Raw genomic sequence first — 21,363 nt, 5'->3', positions numbered from 1 at the left:
GATCGGGGCGTGGCGACTGACGACGAGCTGATGGCCTGGGCGCCGCGCGCGACGACCGGGAGCGGCATCACCCTCGCCGGGTACAGCGACTTCCGGATGGTCGCCCAGGGCGGCGAGGGCACCGTGTACCGGGCGCGGCAGGACGGTCTCGGGCGCGACGTCGCGGTCAAGGTGCTGGCCGCGGCCGACGACGCCACCCTCGCCCGGTTCCGCCGCGAACTGGAGATCACCGTCCGGCTCGGCAGGCAGCACCCGCACATCGTCACGGTCCTGGACACCGGTGTGGTGCAGGGCAGGCCGTGCATCGTGATGGAGTTCCACGACCTCGGCTCGCTGCACGACCGGCTGCTCGCCCGCGGTCCGCTGCCGGTGGCCGACGTGGTCGCCGCGGGCGTCGCCGTCGCGGACGCGCTGGCGTTCGCGCACGGCCAGGGCGTGCTGCACCGCGACGTCAAGCCGCAGAACATCCTGGTGCTGCCCACTTCCCACGTGCTGGCCGACTTCGGCATCGCCCGCGCCGTGGACGCCGGGCACTCCGCGTCGCTGCAACTGGTCAGCTACCGGCACGCCGCGCCGCAGACGATCGACGGGCAGAAACCCGCGGTGGCCGACGACCTGTGGTCGTTGGGCTCGACGCTGTTCACGCTGCTGGATGGCAAGCCACCGTTCTCCTCGGACGACCCGGACGAGGACGCGGTGCTGGCCTACCTGGGACGGGTCCGGTCGGCCGAGCCGCGCGCGCTGCGGCGCGCCGACGTGCCGCCGGACCTGGTGGCCGTGATCGACCGGTGCCTGGCCAAGGAGCGGGAGGACAGGTTCCCCGACGCCGCGTCGCTGCGCGCGGCGCTGGCCGCCGTGGACACCGCGTGGGCGCCGTCCACTGTGGACCCGGACAGCACCAGGGCCGTGCTTCCCCTTGCCCCGCCGCAGGTCTACCCCGAGGGGCCGACCGCGCTCCCCGATTTCGGGCCGCGGCCGCGGGCGGAGGAGCCCAAGCCCGCCGCGGTGGTCGAGGAGCCGAAGACGTGGGCCGACCGGCTGGCCGACCTGACCGTCCGCCACCACCCCGCGGAGCCGGAGGTGCCGGACTTCGGCCCGCGCCCCGGCAACCCGGCCGACGCGGTCGCACCGGACTTCGGCCCCCGCGAGAACGTGCTCCCCTTCGAGGAGGGCGCACCCGCCGAACCGGCCTCCGGCGACCAGTCCGCCGTGGACGACGAGCCCGAACCACCGACCTCGGTGGTGTCCGCGCGGCCGGCGCCGTTCGCGCCCTCGATCCCCGTCGTGCCGTTCACCCCGCCACCGGTGGCCGTGGTGCCGCCCACCACTCGCCCCGTCGTCCACGAGCCCGTCACGCAGCCGTCCGCCGCACCGCGCGCCGACCCGCCCGTGCCACGCCGCCACCTGCGCTGGCTGGTACCGCTGGCGATCGTCGCGGTGGTCGGCGGCGCCGCGCTGGGCGTGGCCCTCAACGGGCCCGACGACCAGGCGCAGGCCACACCACCCACGACCTCGGTGACATCCCAGACCCCGCCGCCCAGCATTCCCGACACCTCCGCCAGCGTGCGTGCGGGCACCGATCCGGTGTTCTCACCGGTGCTGAACCGAGTCGAGGTGCTCGGCGCGACCAGCGTCGAACTGTCCTGGTCGGACCCCAGCGGCGGCCGCGCGCAGTTCGTCGTGGTCGACGTCACCGGCAAGAAGCCCGAACCGCTGGTCACCGTGGCCGCCGGTACGACCACCCACCTGCTCGAAGGCCTGGACACGGCCGCACGGCCGTACTGCTTCCAGATCCTCGCCATCGGCCTCGACGACCCCGGCAACCAGCGCGGCTCCTCCGCCCGCACCTGCACCTCGAGCGGCTAGGGCGTATTTCCCGGATCCGTGTTCGCAGTAGTCGGGCCAGGCGCGACTCCCATCGAACGAGATCCGGGAAACACGCCCTAACTGGCCCCGCGTCCGGTCTCCTGCTGGAGCTTGTCGATCATCTGCGACGCCTCGGCCTTCGTGAGCCCGTCCGGCACGTCCTCGCCCGCCTCGCGCGCCAGGGTGTGCAGGTAGGACTCCTGCGGCCCGGTGATGGGCTCGTCCCCGGTGGTCCACTCGTCGAGGTCCTTCTCCGGCGTTCCGGTCATGGCCTTCTCCTTCCGCTCGAACACCTGTTCGCGGTACCCGACGCGCCGGAGGCCCAAACAACACGGCGGGGGTTTGCACTTGATCGAGTTCGGGAACTACGCGCTCGGGAGGCCCACATGGTGTTTCGGCGCAAGCCGCGGGGACGCGAGTTCTTCGACCTGTTCAGCACGGCCGGGACGAACATCGCGGCGAGCGTGGACGTGCTGCGGGAGTTCGTGGCCGCACCGCTCGACCGCCGTCCCGAACTGGCCGCGCGGATGCACGAACTGGAGCACGCGGGGGACGACGCGACGCACGCGATCGTCGACCAGCTGAACCGGTCGTTCATCACGCCGTTCGACCGGGAGGACCTGTACCTGCTGGCCAGCAGGCTGGACGACGTGGTCGACCACATGGACGCCGCGGTCGACTTCGCGAACCTCTACGGCATCGGCGAGTTCCCCGACGGCGTGGCCGACCAGGTCGAGCTGCTGGGCCGGGCGGCGCGGCTGACCGCGGAGGCGATGCCGGGGCTGGTGGCGCCCACGGAGCTGACGTCGTTCTGGATCGACATCAACGCGCTGGAGAACGAGGCCGACCACGTGTACCGGAAGCTGGTGTCGCTGCTGTTCAGCGGCCGGTACGAGCCGTTGGAGGTCATGAAGCTCAAGGAGGTCGTCGACGAGCTGGAGTCGGCGGCGGACGCGTTCGAGGACGTCGCCGACGTCGTGCAGACGATCGCGGTGAAGGAGTCCTGAGCGGGGACCTCGTGGCCGTGGTCCTGGTCGTCGTGCTGGCCACCGCCTTCGACTTCACCAACGGCTTCCACGACGCCGCCAACGCCATCGCGACCGCCGTGTCCACCAGGGCGCTGCCGTTGCGCGGGGCGCTGGCCATGGCCGCGGTGATGAACCTGCTCGGCGCCCTCGCGGGCACGGGGGTCGCGGTCACCATCGCCAGCGGCGTGATCGCCGCCCCCACCGGCGAGGGCGGCCTCGTCGTGGTGATCGCCGCGCTCGTCGGCGCCACGACGTGGAACCTGATCACCTGGTACTTCGGCCTGCCGTCGTCGTCCTCGCACGCCCTCATCGGCGGCCTGGTCGGCGCCGCGCTCGCCTCCGCCACGGTCGTGCACTGGGGTGGCGTGTTCGCCAAGGTCGTCGTCCCGATGGTGGTCTCCCCCGTCGTCGGCCTCGTCCTGGGCTACCTCGTGATGACCGCGATCCGCTTCCTGTTCCGCGACGCCGACCCGCACGTGGCAGGCCGCCGCTTCCGCCGCGCCCAGATCGTGTCCGCCGCCAGCCTCGCGTTCGGCCACGGCCTCCAGGACGCGCAGAAGAGCATGGGTGTCATCGTCCTGGCACTGGTCATCGCCGGGCGGCAGACGGACTACCACGTCCCGCTGTGGGTGATCCTGCTGTGCGCCACGGCTTTGGCCGCGGGCACCTACTCCGGCGGCCTGCGGATCATGCGCACCGTGGGCAGGCGCATCTTCCACCTCACCCCGCCCCACGGCTTCGCCGCCGAGCTCTCCGCCTCCTCGGTCCTCTACCTGACCGCCTTCGCCTTCACCGCCCCGATCTCCACCACCCACGTCATCACGTCCGCGGTCATGGGCGTCGGCGCCACCGAACGCCGCTCCGCCGTCCGCTGGGCGGTCGCGGGGGACATCGCCATCGGCTGGGTCCTGACCCTCCCGGCGTCCGCGGCGGTTTCGGCGCTGGTCTACCTGTTCACCCGGTTGTGGTGAGGAGCGCGGGCGGTTCCTAGTCCCAGGTCACCGGGAGCGAGTGCACGCCGAAGGCGTAGGCCCGTTCCTTGAACTCGATCTCCTCGAACGGCACCGCCAGCCGCAGCGTCGGGATCCGTTCGAGCAGCCGGACGCAGACCTCCTGGAGTTCGAGCCTCGCGAGGTGCTGCCCAGGGCACTGGTGCTCACCGAAGCCGAAGGTCAGGTGGGGCCGTCGCGCCCTGCCGATGTCGAACCGGTCGGCGTCGTCGTACACCCGCTCGTCGCGGTTGCCCGACTGGAGCGCGGCGACCAGCCACTCGCCCTCCTTGACGGCGCCGGCGTCGTCGCCCAGCGCGATGTCCTCGGTCGCGTAGCGGAGCAGGCCGAACTGCGGGATCGACAGGTAGCGGAGCATCTCCTCCACGGCGGGCACGGCCAACCCCGGATCGGCGCGCACGGCTTCGAACTGGTCGCGGTGCAGCATGAGCAGCAGCGCGCACATGGAGATGGAGTTGGCCGTCGTGTCGTGACCGGCGATGAGCAGCGTGGTGCCGATCCCGACCAGCTCGGTGAAGGTCAGCGGCTGCCCCGATTCCCCACCGCGCCGGATCAGCCTGCTCAGCACGTCGTCCCCCGGATCGGTCTGCTTGGCGGCGACCAGCCCCTCCATGTACTCCCACATCCGACCGTCGGCGGCGTCCTTGGTGGGCTGGTCGGTGGCGGCGCTCATCATGATGCCGGTCTGCTCGTAGAACAGGGTGCGGTCCCCGTCCGGCAGGCCCAGCAGTTCGCCGACGATGATCGCCGGGATGGGCCACGCGAAATCGGTGACCAGGTCGGCGGGTTTCGGCCCGGCCAGCACCGCGTCGATGTGGTCGTCGACCACCTGCCTGATGAAACCGCGCATCGACTCGGCGCGCTTCGGCATGAACTCCGGGCCGAGGAGCTTGCGCAGGCGCCGGTGTTCCGGCCCCTCCATGCGCAGGATGCTGCCGGGCACCACCGACATGTCGAGGCTGGGTTCGTCCATCATGTGCATCGAGGGCGCGGCGCGCGAACTGGCCCCCTGGGCGGCCAGGACCGCGCGCACGTCGTCGTAGCGGGACACCCCCTGGGGGCCGATGCCGGACGGGCAGGTCATCCGCGGCACCGGTGTGCCGGCCCGCAACTCGGTGAACTCGGCGGGCGGTTCGACCGGGTGTCCGGCGGGCCTGGCATCGGGGAACCTGTCCGGTACCTGCGTTTCGCTCATCGACGACATCTCCTCGTGCGAAGGACGGGTGTCCGATCGTGTCCGCCGGTGGCAGGGGCGACAACTGCGGAAATCCCCAGTTGACCGGGGGAACGACCCCGACCAGCCCGTTGTCCCGACGCCCTGTCGTGCCGAGACGAAAAGCCACTCCCATTGGCCCAGCGGTCAACGACGGCGCAACGGTCGCGGGTCGATGGCCCAGAACGCCCGCCGGTACCGGGGAACGACGCGGCGCAACCCGGCCCGCACCTCCACGGCCAACCGCCACGCGTCCGGCTCCGCCACCGTTGACGGGCCGAAGGCGGCGCGGTCGGCCAAGGCCGCCAGGGGCACGGCGGACGGGGCGTAGTCGGCGATGTCGCGGGCGATGTCCGGGGCCGCGCGGTCACGGCGCGGGGTGCGGCCGGCGAGCAGGAGTGAATCCAGCACGTACGACCAGGCGCCCGCCACACCCGCGCGGCGGAGGCGGACGCGGTGGCCGGCGCGCAGGGCCAGGAGCAGCAGGATCGGCACCAAGGGCACCGCGAGCAGGAAGAACGGCGCACCTCCGGCCGGCGGGGCGAGTGGCGCCGCGACGGGGGCCGCGGGCTGGACCAACGGGGGCGGGGCGGATGGCGGGGTGGTCGGTGTGGGCGGGATGGAGGCCAGGCGGTCGAGGACTTCGCGCTTGGACGCCGGGCTGGGGCCGGAACCCGTGCCGGACACCGGGTCGAACGGCACCCAGCCCCAGCGGTCGAAGTAGACCTCGGGCCACGCGGTGGCGTCACTGCCCCGGACCACCCGGACGCCGTCGGGCCCCTCGGGAACGGGCTGGAAGCCGACGACGACGCGGGTCGGCAGGCCCACCGCTCGACCGAGGACGGCGAAAGCGGAAGCGAACTGCTCGGCGGTCCCGGCGTTGGCGCCGGATTCGGTGGTGCCGAACAGGAACGTCTCCAGCCGCGCGTACGACGACCCCACCGGGGCCTCGACGTCGGGCTTGCGGCCGAGGCGGACGACCTGTTCGATCGCCACCGCCTTCTCGTACGGCGTGCTCGCACCCGTGACGGACTTGCGCGCGTACTCCGCCAGCGAGAACGGCAGACCGGGCAGTGCGACGTACCGCCGCGCCGCGGGACCGGACGGCACGGTCGCCGTCAGCAGGTCCTCGTCGTCGGGGGTGTCCGTGGACCCGGTCATGTCGTAGCGCAGCCCCGGCGGCAGTTCGCCCGGCAGCACAAGGGATCCCGAGTCCGCGTCCACCGCCGCGCCGTCCAGGCTGACCGCGGACGGACGGCCGATCGCGGGCAGCCAGGTGCCGCCGAGGGCGCCCACGGTGACCTCGATGGTCGACTCCGACACCCGCGCGCCGGGCGGCAGGTCGGGGGCCTCGACCGCGCCGATCGGCCCGTACAACGAGGCCGCGCGCCAGGTCGCGCCGGTGTAGTCGGCCAGCGACACCAGCCGCAGCGGGCGCTCCGGGCCGCGCACGCGCAGCAGTTCGGTGTCGCCGATCCCGGCCCAGAAAGCCAGTCGTGGCAACGGGCTCGTGACGGCGACGTCGCTGATCGGCGGCCGCACCAGCTCGCGCGGCTCGAACGCCCCGGCCGAGGGCAGCGCGGTCGCGCACAGCGTCACCGCGCTCAGCACGCCGAGCACGGCGGCGGGCCGTCCGACCGGGATCCGCCGCCCGGCCTCGATCCGGTCGACCACCAGCCAGCCCAGCGCCACCAGCAGCACCAGCGCCAGCGCGACCACGCCGTGCGGGTCGGCCCGGCCGGCGGTCAGCAGCGCGGTGGCCGTGTAGAGCACGGCCGCGCCCGAAGCCGGTGCGAACAAGGACTTCGCGACCGCCACGGCCAACGCCACCAGGAACACCAGGAGCACACCGGGCACCAGCAGGGTCGGGGTCGCGGGCGCGGGACGGGCCGCCGTCAGCAACCGCGGCACCAGGTCCAGCAGCACCGAGGCCGGGGCCGCCTCGTCGGTCCTGGCCACCGCGTACGCGCCGACCAGCGCGAAACCCAGCAGCACCAGCACCGACACCTTCGCCCACCGCACCAGCGGCAGGCACGCGAACGCGACCAGCACCGCGCTGGCGAACACCAGCCGGGGCAGCACCCCCTGCCACCCGGCTCCCAAGTGGACGGACGCCACCAGCAGAACCGCCACCGCCCAGGCGACCCTCATCGCGCCACCACCGCGTTCCACGCGGCCACCAGGTCGTCCGCCCGAGGCGCCCGCAGCACCAGCACCCCGCCGACCGCCGACACCGGGGCCGCCTCGGTCACGGCCAGCACGACGCCGAACGCCGCCCGGCCGACCTCCAGCAGCAGCGCGGGCAGGTCGGAGTCCGCCCCGCACACCACCGCCACCACGTCCAGGTCCCGCAACGCCACCGGCCGGGCCACCGCCGTGACCTCCAGGTCCGCCAACGCGGCCAGCGCGGCCGACGGCTCGTCCACCACGGCCACGTCCACCGAGCCCGACGACGTCAGCAGCCGCACCGGGTGCCCGCTCTCCACCGCCGCGCTCACCAGCGACGCGGCCACCTCGACCGCGTCCTCGAACGACACCGGGTCGCCGTACGCCGCGACGCCGTCGTCCAGCACCACGGCCAGGTGCGGCAGGGCCGGGTCGGCGTCCTCGCGGATCATCAACGTCCCGGTGCGGGCCGTCGTGGCCCAGTGCAGCCGACGCAGGTCGTCACCGGGCACGTACTCCCGCAGCCCCACCAGGTCCGTGCCGCCGCTCTCGACCCGCTCGTCCGCCCCCACGTGGCCGCGGCGCACCCCGCCGGGCAGGCCGCGGACCGGGAGCACGCGGGGCACGACGCGGACGTCGACCACCGACCCGAGCACCTTCCTGGCGACCGCGAGACCGGCGAAACCCCTGCGGTGCAACGTCAACGGGCCCACCGGCAGCACACCGCGGCGGTCGGTCGGGATCGGGTACTCGACGGCCGCCCGTTCACCGGCCGCCAGCATCGGCACGTCGACCGGCGTCGCCACACCGGCCACGTGGTCCGTCGCGTCCAGCACGACGGGGAAGCGCTTGCCGGGGTTCACCAGCTCGACCCGCCCGGTGCACCCGGCCAGCCGCTGCACGGTCCGCGGCCGCACGCTGCGGGACGCCTCGACCGGCGCGGTCGTGCGCACCGACACCACACCCGCCACCACGAGCAGCACCAGCGCGAACCCGAATCCGGCCACACCGGGGTAGCGCCACCACAGCCCGAGGGCGGCGAGAACCAGGCCCAGCACCAGGGTTCCGGTGCCGCGCGCGGTCAACCTCACCGGGCTTCCGGCCGGGGGACCGCCACGGAGGACAGCACCTCGGCCAGCACCTCCTCGGTGGTCGTCCCGGCCAGCAGCGCCTCCCGCGTGAGCACCAACCGGTGCGCCAGCACGGGAACGGCCAGCTCCTGCACGTCACCGGGGACCACGAAGTGCCTGCCGCGCGCGGCCGCGTGGACCTGCGCGCACCTCACCAGCGCGCGCAGCCCGCGGGTGCTCGCGCCCAGCCGCAGCCGGGAGTCCGCCCTGGTCGCGGTGCCCAGCTCGCCGATGTAGCGCAGGATCGGGTCCGCCACGTGCAGCGTGCCCAGCCGCTGCCCGAAGGACGCGACCTCGTGCGGGTTCGACACGGTGGGCACGCCCGCGACCCGACCGGCGCCGCTGCCGGGCCTCAGCACGTCCAGCTCGTGCTCGGCGTCGGGGTAGCCGATGGAGATCCGGATCATGAACCGGTCCAGCTGCGCCTCGGGCAGCCGGTAGGTGCCGTCGAGGTCGATCGGGTTCTGCGTGGCCACGACGAGGAACGGCGCGGGCACCACGTGGCCGACGCCGTCGACGGTGACCGTGTGCTCCTCCATCACCTCCAGCAGCGCGGACTGGGTCTTCGCCGCCGCGCGGTTGATCTCGTCGGCCAGCACCACGTTCGCGAACACCGGGCCCGGCCGGAACCGGACCTCGGCGGTCTGCGGGTCGAACACCGACGTGCCGGTGACGTCGGACGGCAGCAGGTCCGGGGTGAACTGGACCCGCCGCGACACCCCGCCGAGCGCGCCGGCCACGGCGCGCGCCAACGTCGTCTTGCCGGTGCCGGGCACGTCCTCGAGCAGCACGTGGCCGCCCGCGAACATCGACACCAGCACCAGGTCGACCACCTCGCGCTTGCCGCGCACCGCGGTCTCGACGGCGTCGCCGAGCCGCCCGTGCAGGACGCGGAACGCCGCGATCCCGTTCTCGTCGATCGCCGTGCTCTCCAGGGTCGTCACCGGACCTCGCCCTCCTCGGAACTGTCGGAACGCCTGCGGCCGACGCGCAGCAGCGCGGCCGTGGCGATCAGGCCGAGTCCGCCCGCGCCCATCGGCGCGGCGGGCGACTCGGGGGCCGCGCGCGGGATCTGGCACGGCTTGGTGCCGCACAGCTCCGGGTCGCGGACGTTGGTGTTCTTCGGCGCCGAGTCCACCGGCGATCCGCCGCCCGCGGGGTAGGCGCGGACCACGATCCGGTTGAGGCCGACGTCGGCGTCGATCGTGGTCGACGTGGCCGAGCACGCGATCGGCGTGCTGTAGCCGTAGGTGGTGTTGACGACCTCGCACGACCCGTTGTGGCTCGCCCAGTCCGCGGGCGGGGCCATGTTCACGGTCTTCGTGTACGACGCCAGACCACCGGTGATCGTGGTGATCACGGCCGCGCCCGCGGTGGGCAGGCTCGGCGGCGGAGGCGTGGTGGTCGTCGTGACCACGGGCGGCGGCGGCTCGGTGGTCGTCGTGACCACCGGTGGCGGCGGGGTCGTCGTGGTCGTCACCACCGGGGGCGGGGTGGTCGTCGTCGTGGTGACCGGCGGCGGGGTCGTGCCCGCGGGCGGAACGCTCCACGAGACCGTGGTCGCGCCACCGCCCACCGCCGCCACGGACACGTCGAGCCTGCCCGACGCGCAGAACGCGCTGCCGGCGCAGGAGATCGACAGGTCCGTGCCGGTGCCCGCGACCTGGGCGCTCTGGCTGCCGCCGGTGAACCCGCCGCTGGCCGTGACGGTGTAGCCGGCGGCGGAGGTGACCGCGCCCCAGCTGACCGCGACGACGAGCGCGGAGGCGTCGCGGCTCTTGAGCGACACCGACACCCCCGTCGGCTTGCCGGGCTCGCCGTCAGCCGAGGGCACCGACCCGGTCGTCGTCGTGGGCGGCGCCACCGAGGTGGTCCCGACCGCCGCCGGGTTGTTGCCGCGCGTCCCGGTCGGCAGCTCCTCGGGACGGGGCGGCGGCGGGCTCGGCACCGACGGGATCGGCTGCCGGTCCGGATCCGTCACCGCCAGCTCGGGGCTGCGGACGGTGACCGAGCGGGTGGTGCCGTCGGCGTCCACGATCACGCCCTGGGAGGCGCCGGGGGTGTTGATGAACAGCTTGCCGTCGTCGAAGACCAACTCCGGGTCACCGGACCCGGCGGTCATCACGTCGTCGCCGGAGCGCTTGCCGGAGTGGTCGAGCACGACGACCTTCCCGGCGCCGTGGCACGGCACGTAGACCTTGTCGCGGAACACCGCGGGGCGACCGGGCTTGACGCACCCGAGGCCCGCGACGTCGACCCGGATGACCTGGGCGCCGCTGACCAGCACGACCACGCCGGAGTCCGGCACGGCGGCGGGCACGAGACCCGTGGGACTGGTGAACGCGGCGAGCACGTCACCGCTGAACTGCACCGTCATCACCGACAAGGACTGCCCGGTGCCGTCCTGGAGGACCACACCGCCTTCGAGGCCGAGCAGCGTCACGCCCCGCGCGTGCGGCACCAGCGCCGTGCGCGGACCCGCGCCGGGCACCGGGCGGCTCGACTTCTCGACGAACCGCTCGTCGTCGTCGGACCACTCCAGCGCGTGCAGGTTGCCGCCGTGGTCGACCGCCCACACCAGGCCCTGGTCGTCCACGACCACGTCGGCGAGCGGCTGCCCGGCCGACCAGGGCGCGCCGATGTCGACCAGCGTCACGGGGTCGGCGTTGTGGATGGTGCCCGCCGTCCGGTCGACCACGAACACCCGGCCCTGGGCGATGAGCACCTTGCTGGACGCGCCGGGAGACGCCTGCCTGCGGCCGCTGGCCAGCAGCGTGGACAGGTCGATCACGGTGATCTGCCCGGTGCGCCGGTCGAGCACCACGAGGGTGCCGTCGTCCTGGGCGATCTCCAGTTGCGCGTCGCCACCGCTGATCTGCAGGCGCGTCTGCGGCTTGCCGGAACTGGGGTTGACCTGCACGACCTCGCCGCGCTGGTCGTCACCGAGCCAGGTCAGCCCGTCGGACACGGACACAGCCGTGCGCGAGATACCGCTGCCGAACGCCGCGCCCGCGAGGAGCAGCACCCCCAGCAGCGCGGCACCGACGCTCGCGGACTCCCGGCCGCCCCTGCCCACGACGACCCGTCCGACTCGCACCAAGCGTTGACCTAACCCCATCGGGCCCTCCCTCGACGGCGGGACGCCAACCCGGACCCGGTCGGAGGGATCGCACTGCTCCGATTGACCCAAAGGGGTTTCCGCTCGCGCGTTGGACCCCGTCGCTCCTCGCTTGGTTCCTTTGGGTTTCCTTCGAAGCCGAGCCATCCTCTGGTTCGACCGGCTTCATTTCGACCGACACTGAAGCAATAGTGGGAAACACTCCCCGGTGGCGAATAGTCGGGCGCCCCAAGGACGCGCCTCGCGGCGCACGCCACGTCCATGGAGGAGGATTCGCCCGTCGCGGCACGGCCGGTCGCGTACTCAAGGCTCGTCGGGAGGCCCCACCACATGACAGACACGACGTCGCGCCCGAAGCGCGACCGCACGCAGTACCTCTACCTCGCGGTGATCGTCGCCGTCCTGCTCGGCATCTTCGTCGGCTTCGTCTTCCCCAAGTTCGGAGTCGCCCTCAAGCCGGTCGGGACCGGGTTCGTCGCCCTGATCAAGATGATGATCGCCCCGGTGATCTTCTGCACGATCGTGCTCGGCGTCGGCTCGATCAGGAAGGCGGCCACCGTCGGCAAGGTCGGCGGGCTCGCACTGGGCTACTTCATGGTCATGTCCACGTTCGCACTCGGCGTCGGGCTCGTGGTCGGCAACATCATCAAACCGGGCGAGGGCCTCAACCTGTCCGCCGCCGCGCGGGCCGCGGGCACCAAGGCCGCGAGCGCGGAGGCGCAGTCGACGACCGAATTCCTGCTGGGCATCATCCCGCAGACGCTGGTGTCGCCGTTGACCGGCGGCAACGTCCTGCAAACGCTGTTCGTGGCGCTGCTGATCGGGTTCACGATCCCCAAGATCGGCGCCTCGGGCGAGGTGATCCTGCGCGGGGTGAAGCACTTCGAGCGCCTGGTGTTCCGGGTGCTGGCGATGATCATGTGGGCCGCGCCGATCGGCGCGTTCGGCGCCATCGCGGCCGTGGTCGGCGAGACCGGCTGGAAAGCCCTTGCCAGCCTGCTCCAGATCATGCTCGGCTTCTACATCACCTGCCTGATCTTCGTGCTGGTGATCCTGGGCCTGGTGCTGAAGGTCGGCACCGGCGTCAACATCCTGCGGCTGCTGCGCTACCTGGGCCGCGAGTTCCTGCTCATCGTGTCCACCTCGTCGTCGGAGTCCGCGCTCCCCCGCCTGGTGGCGAAGATGGAGCACCTCGGCGTGTCCAGGCCGGTCGTCGGCATCACCGTGCCGACGGGGTACTCGTTCAACCTGGACGGCACGGCCATCTACCTGACCATGGCGTCGATCTTCATCGCGGACGCCATGGGCACACCGCTGGCGATCGGCGAGCAGATCTCGCTGCTGCTGTTCATGATCATCGCCTCGAAGGGCGCCGCGGGCGTCAGCGGCGCGGGCATCGCCACGCTGGCGGGCGGCCTCCAGGCGCACCGGCCGGACCTGCTCGACGGCGTCGGCCTGATCGTCGGCATCGACCGGTTCATGTCCGAGGCCCGCGCCCTGACGAACTTCGCGGGCAACGCGGTCGCCACCGTCCTCATCGGCAACTGGGTCGGCGAGTTCGACAAGGACCACGCCGAACGGGTGCTCAGCGGCGCGGAGCCGTTCGACGAGGACACGATGCTCGACCGCGAGGGCGACAAACCGGGGGACCAGCCCGAAGAGGTGACCGCCGAACGGGTGTGAGCGCGTTCGTCCCCGTGGACCGGTGTCCACGGGGACGAACGGGACGAGTACGACGTACTCGCGGCCATTCCCGCCCTCCGGACCTGGTCGGCCAGGGCCTGTTCGGGTTCTCCTGAGGTGTAACGCCCGACACACCTGCCGATGCGAGATGACCGCCATGACCGACTCCACCCCGTCCCACCGGGACCTCGCCCTCCTGCGCGCCGTGGCCGCCGGACGTGCGCAGATCACCCGCAGCAGCGAACCGGACCTGTTCATCGACGGCCTCGCCTGCTGCGATCAGGTCGCCGCGGGCCGCCTCGCCCGATCCGGTCTCGTCGAGCCCCGCGTCCCCGCCGCACCCGGCCGGCGCGTCCCCGCCCGGCTGACCGCGCTCGGCGCCCGCGTGCTCGGCGAGGGCCTCGGCCTCAGCGCCTGATCACCCTTTCAGCGCCGTTCGACCACCCGGTTCCCCGCGTACGTTGGCGAGTTCGCGCCCGTTCAGGACAAGGGGATCCCGGATGCACCCGTCAGACCGGGTCGTGACCATCACGGCCGAGTTCAAGGCCGACGCGCCCGCCCGCTACGCCGAGCTGCGCGCACTGGGCCCGGTGCACCGCTCCCGGTTCTCCACCGGCATCGAGGGCTGGCTGGTCGTCGGCCACGACGCCGCCCTCGACGCCCTCGTGCACCCCGCCCTGGTCAAGAACTCCGCTCCCTCGCAGGACAAGCTCGACGCCGCCAACTACACCAACGACCGCCCCGGCATCGGCCTCGGCGGCAACATGCTGGTGTCCGACCCACCCGACCACACCCGCCTGCGCAAACTCGTCGCCGGCGCGTTCAGCCCCGCCCGCACCCGCCAACTCGGCCCGCGCGTGCAGCAGATCGCCGACCACCTCATCGACGAACTCGCGCCCAAAGGCGAGGTCGACCTGGTCGAGGCGTTCACCGCCCCGCTACCGGTCGCCGTGATCTCCGAACTGCTCGGCGTGCCCACGACCGACCGCGCGAACTTCCGCGCCTGGAGCTCCCTCAGCCTGGGCGCCCCCTCGACAGCCCAACGCGAAGCCGCCCTCAACCTCAACCACTACCTCGCCGACCTGATCGCCACCAAACGCCACTCCCCCGCCGACGACCTGCTGTCCGCACTCGTCGCCGTGCACGACGAGGACGACGGCAGGCTCAACGAGGTCGAACTGGTCGGCACCGCCGTACTGCTCGTCGTCGCAGGCCACGAAACCACCGTCAACCTGCTCGGCAACACCGTCGTCGCCCTGCTCCACAACCCGACCCAGGCCGACCTCCTGCGCACGAACCCCGACCTGGTCCCCGGCGCCGTCGAGGAATTCCTCCGCTACGACTCATCCGTGGAACACGCCACCCCCAGGTACGCCACCGAAGACCTGGTGCTCGCCGGCACCCCCATCACCCGCGGCGACGTCGTCATGGTCGCCCTCTCCTCAGCCAGCCGCGACATGCCCGTACCGCACCAGGGCGACCCGGCCAAGTTGGACGTCACCCGCAAGGGCGTCCGCCACCTCTCCTTCGGTCACGGGATCCACTACTGCCTGGGCGCCCCACTGGCCCGCCTTGAGATGACCACCGCCCTGACCACCCTGCTGCACCGCATTCCCGACCTGCGAGCAGCGGTACCACTGAACGAACTGACCTGGATCCCCAGCGGCATCATGCGCGGCCCACTCGCACTACCGGTCCGCTTCACGTCGCACCAGCAATAGACCCACAAGCACCAGGAACCGGGCAAACGTGCCGCAAGACCCCCCGGAGAACGGGGGCGCCGCTACCCGGTTCCGAGGGACAAGGCCACCGCGCCCGACGACGACCCATGCCCCCATCCGGTGTCAAGGACGGACGCCCTCCCGACTCACTCCGTGATCGTCGGCGGCGCCGTCAGGAACGGGCGCAGCTCCAGCCACTCGTGGATCGGCTTCCCCCCGGCCCCCGGCGCGGCCGACAGCTCCCCCGCCAGCTCGACGGCGCGCTCATAGCTGTCCACGTCGATCACCATCCACCCCGCGATCAGGTCCTTCGTCTCCGCGAACGGGCCATCGGTCACCGGCGGCCGTCCCTCGCCGTCGTACCGGACGAACACCCCCTCCGGCGACAACGCCTGACCGTCCACGAACTCACCGGTCTTCTCCAGCCGGTCCGCGAAGTCCTGCATGTACCTCATGTGCGCGGAGATCTCCTCCTGCGTCCACCGGTCCATCGGCACGTCGTTGACCGCCGCCGGCGCGCCGCGGTAGTGCTTGAGCAACAGGTACTTCGCCATCACGATCTCCTCGATGCGGTGCGGTGCGCCCCCTGTGGGCCGCACTCATCCCAGGGACGCAACCCGTCACCCGTTCTCGACACGAGCGCCGAAAAAACTTCTCAGACCTCGTTCTGCGTCGTGAACCCGCTGAGCCCGAACTTCCGCTGAGCCCGCTGGTAGAACGTCGTCCGCCCCAACCGAACCACCTGCGCCGCCGCGGGCAGTACCTCGATGTCGATCACAGTCCCCGCCCCCACGTACCCGATGAGCTGGCCGTCCGCCTCCACACCCACCTCACTACCCGTGATCTCCAGCGCGAGCTTCTCCCCGCCCGACAGGAACACCGCCCGGTTGAACGTCGAGTGCGGCGCCACCGGCGTGATCAACAACCCCTCCGCCCGCGGCGAGATGATCGGACCACCGGCACTGAAGCTGTACGCGGTCGAACCGGTCGGAGTCGCCACGACCACCGCGTCAGCCGAGTAGCTGACGAACGGGTGCCCCTCCACGTGCAGCCGAACGGCCGTCATCCCGTTCCCCGGCACCCGGACCAGGGCCACGTCGTTGAAAGCGATGGCGTCCTTGCCCTCGGTGACGGCCCTCAGCCCGGAGCGGGCCTCGGTGGTGAAGCGGTGCTCGTCGATGGCGCACAGGGCGTCGTTCAGCTCCGGCGGGTCGATCTCCGCGAGGAACCCGAGCTTGCCCAGGTTCACGCCGAGGACCGGCGTCCGGTCCGGGATGCCGAGGCGCATCGCGCGGAGCATGGTGCCGTCACCGCCGAGGCTGACCAGCAGGTCGACCCGGCCCGCGAGGTCTTCGGCGCCGATCGAGGAGACCGCGCCCTTGGCGCGCTCCACCTCGGACTCGACGCCGAACAGCTCGATGTCACGGGACCGCGCCCAGTCGACCATGGTGCCGATCACCTGGGCGCAGTCCCTGCGCGGGTGCAGAACGAGACCCACCGCACCGATCTCCGTCATGCCCCGGACTCTACGGGCGGGTCACGCCGCCTGCGGGCCCTTCATCGCGAGGGTGGCGAGCATGTCGCGGCCGCGCTGGGCGTTGGCCGGGATGCTCAGCACGTCGTAGCGGCGGGCGACGACCTGGCTGGTCGAGACGAAGTCGCGCTGGCCCCGCGTCGCGGCGTAGCGGGCGGCCGAGGTGGCCAGTCCGAACGCGATGCCGCCGACCAGGCCGATGATGATCGGCGCGACGCCCGCGCCCGGCGTGAACAGGCTGAGCAGCAGGCCGACGAACAGGCCGAGCCACGCGCCGGAGGCGGCCGCGCTGCCGAGGACCTTGCCCCAGGTCAGCCTGCCCGCGACCCGTTCGACCAGCATCGGGTCGACGCCGACGATGGTGATGCCCTGCACGGGGAAGGCGCTGTCGGCGAGGTGGTCCACCGCGCGCTGCGCCTCCTGGTAGGTGTTGTACGAAGCGATCGGCCATCCCTCGGGCAGCGTCGGGATGTTCACCGTCGACGGGGACTGCATGAACGCTGTCATCTCACTCACCTCTGTGAACGACCCCACTCGGGGGCGTTTTCGCTCTTACGTCCCTTTCAACGACGGCACCCCGCCCGATCGTGCCCCTTACCGGGACTTCACAGGCGATTCTCAGTCAGCCCGCCCGCGTGTTAGCTTAGGGTTACCTAAACACTAGAACGAACGGGTGAACATGAAGCGCGCCGCCATCGGGCTACTGACAGTCCTCCTGACCGCCTCACTGGCCGCCTGCGGCAGTGCCTCGACCCCGGAGACCGGTGGTACGTCCTCGACCGCGGGTTCCGCGTTCCCGGTGACCGTCGACACCATGTTCGGCGAGGTCAAGGTGGAGAAGGCCCCCACCCGCGTCGTCGCGCTCGGCTGGTCGGACGCGGAGACCGCGCTGGCGCTGGGCGTGCAGCCCGTCGGCGCGAGCGACTGGCTGGCCTTCGGCGGCGAGGGCGTCGGCCCGTGGGCGAAGGGCCTGTACGAGAAGGCGCCGACCATCCTCGGCACGCAGGAGCTGAGCTTCGAGGCCGTGGCGGCGCTCCAACCCGACCTGATCCTCAACACCCGGTCGAACCTGGACGCGAAGACCAACGAGACGCTGTCGAAGATCGCCCCGACCATCGCCGCGCCGAAGGACGTCATCCCCTACGGCACGACCTGGCGCCAGCAGACGGAGATGGTCTCCAAGGCGCTCGGCAAGCCCGACAAGGGCGAGGAGCTGATCGCGAACGTCGAGAAGGAGTTCAAGGACGCCGCGACGTTCTCGGGCAAGACCGCCGTGGTCGGCACCTACTTCGGCAACCAGTACGGCGCCTACGTGCCCGGTGACGGCCGGGTGGACTTCATGAAGGAGCTGGGCTTCGGCACCAAGAAGGAGATCGACTCCCTGGCCAAGGGCACGTTCTACGTGGAGATCTCCACCGAGCAGCTCGGCCTGCTCGACGCCGACCTGACCGTGGTGTTCCCGATCGGCGCCGACGCGTCCGTGCTGCGGGCCGACCAGGTGCTCAACAACATCCCCTCGGCCAAGGCCGGGCACCTCGTCATCCTCGACGACAAGGCCCTGTCGGACGCGTTCTCGAGCGGGTCGACCCTCGGCGTCTCCTACGCGATCAAGAACGCGGTCCCCCTGTTCACCGCAGCATTGCGGAAGTAAGCCCTTTCCAACTTTATCGTCCGTGGGAACTTCGCTTCGACTGTTGCAATTTTTACGACATTATTCGTAGGTTTCGCTACTTGAGGCCCACGATGGAGTGATCTTTTTTCAAGCGTTGGAGTTACAGATTCCAGGTCGGCGCGACTTAATCGCGCCGACCTGGAAGATTCACCCGATGTGGTGCGATCCGTCCACCATGTACACAGCGAGTACCCAACATCGTCCCTGGTCACACCATGGGAGGACGCCGCTTTGGCCGCTTCCCCCTACATGGTCCGAATGGTTAACGTCTGACCGCCACGAACAAGTCCATTGTTCGTGAATTGAGTTCCTCACGCGCCCAGGCGGCGTGCAAGCGGATAGGCGGTATCTCGGGTGACTGTGACGGATAACCCCTCGTCGGACGTGGATTCGGGTCGTGCGCAATCGAGCTTGGCGACGGCCGCGGCCAGGAACCTGGCCACAACGACCAAGTCCGTGCCGCAGATGCAGGGCATTTCCTCGCGGTGGCTGCTCAAGGTCCTGCCGTGGGTGCAGGCGGCGGGCGGCGCCTACCGGGTCAACCGGCGCCTGAGCTACGCGGTCGGCGACGGCCGCGTGACGTTCACCAACACCGGCGCCGAGGTCCGGGTGATCCCCCAGGAGCTCTGCGAGCTGCCGCTGCTGCGCGGGTACGACGACGAGGCGGTGCTCACCGCGCTGTCGCTGAGGTTCGTGCAGCGCGAGTACGCGCCCGGCGACCTGATCGTCGAGGCCGGTCAGCGGGCCGACTCGGTGTTCCTGATCGCGCACGGCAAGGTCAACAAGATCGGTGTCGGCCAGTTCGGCGACCAGACCGCGCTCGGCGTCCTCGCCGACGGCGACCACTTCGGCGGCGAGATCCTCGCGGGCCCGCAGGGCGAGTGGGACTTCACCGTCAAGGCGGTCACCCCGGTCACCGTCCTGACCTTGGACTGGCGCACGTTCGAGGAGATGAACGGCGCGGCGGGCGGCCTGCGCGAGCACATCCAGCACGCCCGTGCGCGCGAGGAGAGCGGCAAGCGCGACGAGAGCGGCGAGGCGTCCATCGAGATGGCCTCCGGCCACGAGGGCGAGGTGGAGCTGCCCGGCACGTTCGTCGACTACGAGCTGTCCCCGCGCGAGTACGAGCTCAGCGTCGCCCAGACGGTCCTGCGCGTGCACAGCCGCGTCGCGGACCTCTACAACCAGCCGATGGACCAGGTCGAGCAGCAGTTGCGGCTCACCATCGAGGCCCTGCGCGAGCGCCAGGAGCACGAGCTGGTCAACAACCGCGACTTCGGCCTGCTCGCCAACGCCGACCTCAGCCAGCGCATCCACACCCGTTCCGGCCCGCCCACCCCCGACGACATGGACGAGCTGCTGTCCACGGTGTGGAAGGAGCCCAGCTTCTTCATGGCGCACCCCCGCGCCATCGCCGCGTTCGGCCGCGAGTGCAGCAAGCTCGGCATCTACCCGGCCAGCGTCGACATGGGCGGCCACCAGGTCCCGTCGTGGCGCGGGGTGCCGATCCTGCCGTGCAACAAGATCGGCATCAGCCAGACGCGGACCAGCTCGATCATGCTGATGCGCGTCGGCGAGCAGAACCAGGGCGTCGTCGGCCTGCACCAGACCGGCCTGCCCGACGAGTACCAGCCCGGCCTGTCCGTGCGGTTCATGGGCATCGACGAGAAGGCCGTCATCTCCTACCTGGTCAGCGCCTACTACTCGGCCGCGATCCTCGTGCCGGACGCGCTCGGCGTGCTCGAGAACGTCGAGATCGGTCGCGAGGGCTAGATCCGTCCGTCCGCAGGCAAGTCAGGAGATGGGAAGACACGTGACGGTGACAGATCCGGGCCTCGAAGAGGCCTACGCGCCTTCGAGCCTGAGCACGAGGGCGGCGCGCAACCTGGCGTCGACCACCAAGTCGGTGCCGCAGATGCAGGGCATCTCGCCCCGCTGGCTGCTGCGCTCGCTGCCGTGGGTCGAGGCGGGCGGTGGCGCGTACCGGGTGAACCGCAGGCTCAGCTACGCCGTCGGTGACGGCCGGGTGACCTTCACCAACACCGGTGCCGCGGTGCGGGTGATCCCCCAGGAGCTGCGCGAGCTGCCCGCGCTGCGCGAGTTCGACGACGACGCCGTGCTCAACGCGCTGGCCGACCGCTTCCAGCAGCGCGAGTTCGCGGCCGGCGAGGTGGTCGTGCAGGCAGGCCGCGCGGCCGACGAGGTCGTGCTGATCGCGCACGGCAAGGTCAGCGCGACGGGGAAGGGCCAGTACGGCGAGGAGACCTCGCTCGGCGTGCTGGCCGATGGCGACCACTTCGGCGACGAGGTGCTCACCGGCGCGCTCCGGGAGTGGCCCTTCACGGTCCGCGCCGTCACGCCGGTCATCGTGCTCGTCCTGGCGTGGCGGGACGTGCAGCTGCTCAACGGCCAGGGCGACGCGCTGCGGACGCACATCGAGCGGTTCGTCGCGCGGTCCGGGAAGTCGAGCAACAAGGCGGGCGAGGCGTCCATCGAGATGTCCTCGGGCCACGAGGGCGAGGTGGAGCTGCCCGGCACGTTCGTCGACTACGAGCTGTCCCCCCGCGAGTACGAGCTCAGCGTCGCGCAGACCCTGCTGCGGGTGCACACCCGCGTCGCGGACCTCTACAACCAGCCGATGGACCAGATCCAGCAGCAGGTCCGGCTGACCGTGGAGGCGCTGCGGGAACGGCAGGAGCACGAGCTGCTGAACAACCCGGACTTCGGCCTGCTGAACAACGCCGACCTCAAGCACCGGCTGCACACCCGCACCGGTCCGGTCACGCCGGACGACATGGACGACCTGATCAGCCGTCGCCGCAAGACCGCGTTCTTCCTGGCGCACCCGCGCACGATCGCCGCGTTCGGCCGCCAGCTCAACCAGCGCGGCCTCTACCCGCCGCCGATGGACTACAGCGGCACGAAGGTGAACACGTGGCGCGGCGTGCCGATCCTGCCCTCGGACAAGATCCCGATCTCGTCCACCGGCACCAGCTCCATCCTCGCGATGCGGGTCGGTGAGCAGGAGAACGGCGTGATCGGCCTGCACCAGACCGGCCTGCCCGACGAGTACGAGCCCGGCCTGTCGGTGCGGTTCACCGGCATCGACGACAAGGCCGTCCTGTCGTACCTGGTCAGCGCTTACTACTCGGCGGCCGTGCTCGTTCCCGACGCGCTCGGCGTGCTCGAGAACGTCGAGATCGACCGCTGAGGGAGGACGGG

General features: G+C 71.5%; 18 protein-coding genes. 9 read left to right on the top strand and 9 right to left on the bottom strand.

The window, feature by feature from the left end; all coding sequences use genetic code 11:
- Positions 1 to 9: 9 nt before the first annotated feature.
- Entirely contained in the window at positions 10 to 1,866 is a 1,857-nt protein-coding gene (locus RM788_RS40785) for a protein kinase domain-containing protein (protein WP_315925326.1), read from the top strand.
- A 77-nt stretch (positions 1,867 to 1,943) separates the two neighbouring features.
- Here the strand turns inward: RM788_RS40785 and RM788_RS40780 are convergent, their stop codons facing one another.
- On the bottom strand, positions 1,944 to 2,135 hold the full coding sequence (locus tag RM788_RS40780; RefSeq protein WP_315925324.1) for a DUF3072 domain-containing protein: 192 nt from the start codon (positions 2,133 to 2,135) through the stop codon (positions 1,944 to 1,946).
- Between the two features lie 117 nt (positions 2,136 to 2,252).
- Here RM788_RS40780 and RM788_RS40775 point away from each other — a divergent pair, with 117 nt between their 5' ends.
- Positions 2,253 to 2,873, top strand: coding sequence for a DUF47 domain-containing protein (locus RM788_RS40775; protein WP_315925322.1), 621 nt, complete (start codon positions 2,253 to 2,255; stop codon positions 2,871 to 2,873).
- 11 nt (positions 2,874 to 2,884) lie between these two features.
- Entirely contained in the window at positions 2,885 to 3,865 is a 981-nt protein-coding gene (locus RM788_RS40770) for an inorganic phosphate transporter (protein WP_399341616.1), read from the top strand.
- Between the two features lie 16 nt (positions 3,866 to 3,881).
- Here the strand turns inward: RM788_RS40770 and RM788_RS40765 are convergent, their stop codons facing one another.
- From RM788_RS40765 to RM788_RS40745, 5 genes are all read right to left on the bottom strand, one after another.
- Positions 3,882 to 5,099, bottom strand: coding sequence for a cytochrome P450 (locus RM788_RS40765; protein ID WP_315925320.1), 1,218 nt, complete (start codon positions 5,097 to 5,099; stop codon positions 3,882 to 3,884).
- A 165-nt stretch (positions 5,100 to 5,264) separates the two neighbouring features.
- Positions 5,265 to 7,268 (bottom strand): transglutaminase TgpA family protein, encoded by a 2,004-nt coding sequence (locus RM788_RS40760; RefSeq protein WP_315925318.1) that lies wholly within the window; start codon positions 7,266 to 7,268, stop codon positions 5,265 to 5,267.
- Positions 7,265 to 8,374 carry a DUF58 domain-containing protein gene (locus RM788_RS40755; RefSeq protein WP_315925316.1) on the bottom strand — a complete coding sequence of 370 codons (1,110 nt, stop codon included), beginning with the start codon at positions 8,372 to 8,374 and terminating at the stop codon, positions 7,265 to 7,267. Before RM788_RS40755 ends, RM788_RS40760 begins: the two co-directional genes overlap by 4 nt.
- On the bottom strand, positions 8,371 to 9,348 hold the full coding sequence (locus RM788_RS40750; protein WP_399345248.1) for an AAA family ATPase: 978 nt from the start codon (positions 9,346 to 9,348) through the stop codon (positions 8,371 to 8,373). The genes RM788_RS40755 and RM788_RS40750 overlap by 4 nt, the downstream gene beginning before the upstream one ends.
- A 5-nt stretch (positions 9,349 to 9,353) precedes the next feature.
- Positions 9,354 to 11,510 (bottom strand): NHL repeat-containing protein, encoded by a 2,157-nt coding sequence (locus RM788_RS40745; protein ID WP_315925312.1) that lies wholly within the window; start codon positions 11,508 to 11,510, stop codon positions 9,354 to 9,356.
- A 351-nt stretch (positions 11,511 to 11,861) separates the two neighbouring features.
- Between RM788_RS40745 and RM788_RS40740 the strand changes: the two genes are divergently transcribed.
- The 3 genes from RM788_RS40740 to RM788_RS40730 all read left to right on the top strand — a co-directional run bounded on the left by RM788_RS40740 (position 11,862) and on the right by RM788_RS40730 (position 14,935).
- The gene (locus RM788_RS40740; protein WP_315925310.1) at positions 11,862 to 13,214 is read left to right on the top strand and encodes a cation:dicarboxylate symporter family transporter; all 1,353 of its coding nucleotides are present in this window, start codon (positions 11,862 to 11,864) and stop codon (positions 13,212 to 13,214) included.
- Between the two features lie 157 nt (positions 13,215 to 13,371).
- On the top strand, positions 13,372 to 13,632 hold the full coding sequence (locus RM788_RS40735) for a hypothetical protein (RefSeq protein ID WP_399341610.1): 261 nt from the start codon (positions 13,372 to 13,374) through the stop codon (positions 13,630 to 13,632).
- An 82-nt stretch (positions 13,633 to 13,714) separates the two neighbouring features.
- Complete coding sequence (locus RM788_RS40730; RefSeq protein ID WP_315925306.1) at positions 13,715 to 14,935, top strand: cytochrome P450 family protein; 1,221 nt, start codon at positions 13,715 to 13,717, stop codon at positions 14,933 to 14,935.
- Positions 14,936 to 15,081: 146 nt separating this feature from the next.
- On the opposite strand, the gene RM788_RS40725 is transcribed toward RM788_RS40730, so the two are convergent.
- The 3 genes from RM788_RS40725 to RM788_RS40715 all read right to left on the bottom strand — a co-directional run bounded on the left by RM788_RS40725 (position 15,082) and on the right by RM788_RS40715 (position 16,976).
- Positions 15,082 to 15,489: a YciI family protein gene (locus tag RM788_RS40725; protein WP_315925304.1), complete on the bottom strand. Its 408-nt coding sequence runs from the start codon at positions 15,487 to 15,489 to the stop codon at positions 15,082 to 15,084.
- A 101-nt stretch (positions 15,490 to 15,590) separates the two neighbouring features.
- Positions 15,591 to 16,451, bottom strand: coding sequence for an NAD(+)/NADH kinase (locus RM788_RS40720; RefSeq protein WP_315925302.1), 861 nt, complete (start codon positions 16,449 to 16,451; stop codon positions 15,591 to 15,593).
- 21 nt (positions 16,452 to 16,472) lie between these two features.
- Complete coding sequence (locus RM788_RS40715) at positions 16,473 to 16,976, bottom strand: YflT domain-containing protein (RefSeq protein WP_315925300.1); 504 nt, start codon at positions 16,974 to 16,976, stop codon at positions 16,473 to 16,475.
- 172 nt (positions 16,977 to 17,148) lie between these two features.
- Here RM788_RS40715 and RM788_RS40710 point away from each other — a divergent pair, with 172 nt between their 5' ends.
- The 3 genes from RM788_RS40710 (at position 17,149) to RM788_RS40700 (ending at position 21,352) form a co-directional block, all read left to right on the top strand.
- Positions 17,149 to 18,120 (top strand): ABC transporter substrate-binding protein, encoded by a 972-nt coding sequence (locus tag RM788_RS40710; protein ID WP_315934883.1) that lies wholly within the window; start codon positions 17,149 to 17,151, stop codon positions 18,118 to 18,120.
- Between the two features lie 375 nt (positions 18,121 to 18,495).
- Positions 18,496 to 19,914 carry a family 2B encapsulin nanocompartment shell protein gene (locus RM788_RS40705; protein WP_315925298.1) on the top strand — a complete coding sequence of 473 codons (1,419 nt, stop codon included), beginning with the start codon at positions 18,496 to 18,498 and terminating at the stop codon, positions 19,912 to 19,914.
- A 40-nt stretch (positions 19,915 to 19,954) separates the two neighbouring features.
- The gene (locus RM788_RS40700) at positions 19,955 to 21,352 is read left to right on the top strand and encodes a family 2B encapsulin nanocompartment shell protein (RefSeq protein ID WP_315925296.1); all 1,398 of its coding nucleotides are present in this window, start codon (positions 19,955 to 19,957) and stop codon (positions 21,350 to 21,352) included.
- Positions 21,353 to 21,363: the final 11 nt, after the last annotated feature.

The organism is Umezawaea sp. Da 62-37, assembly GCF_032460545.1.
Taxonomy (GTDB): Bacteria; Actinomycetota; Actinomycetes; order Mycobacteriales; family Pseudonocardiaceae; genus Umezawaea.
The sequence above is the reverse complement of the archived record's forward strand: the minus strand, read 5'-3'. Positions and strand labels throughout refer to the sequence as shown.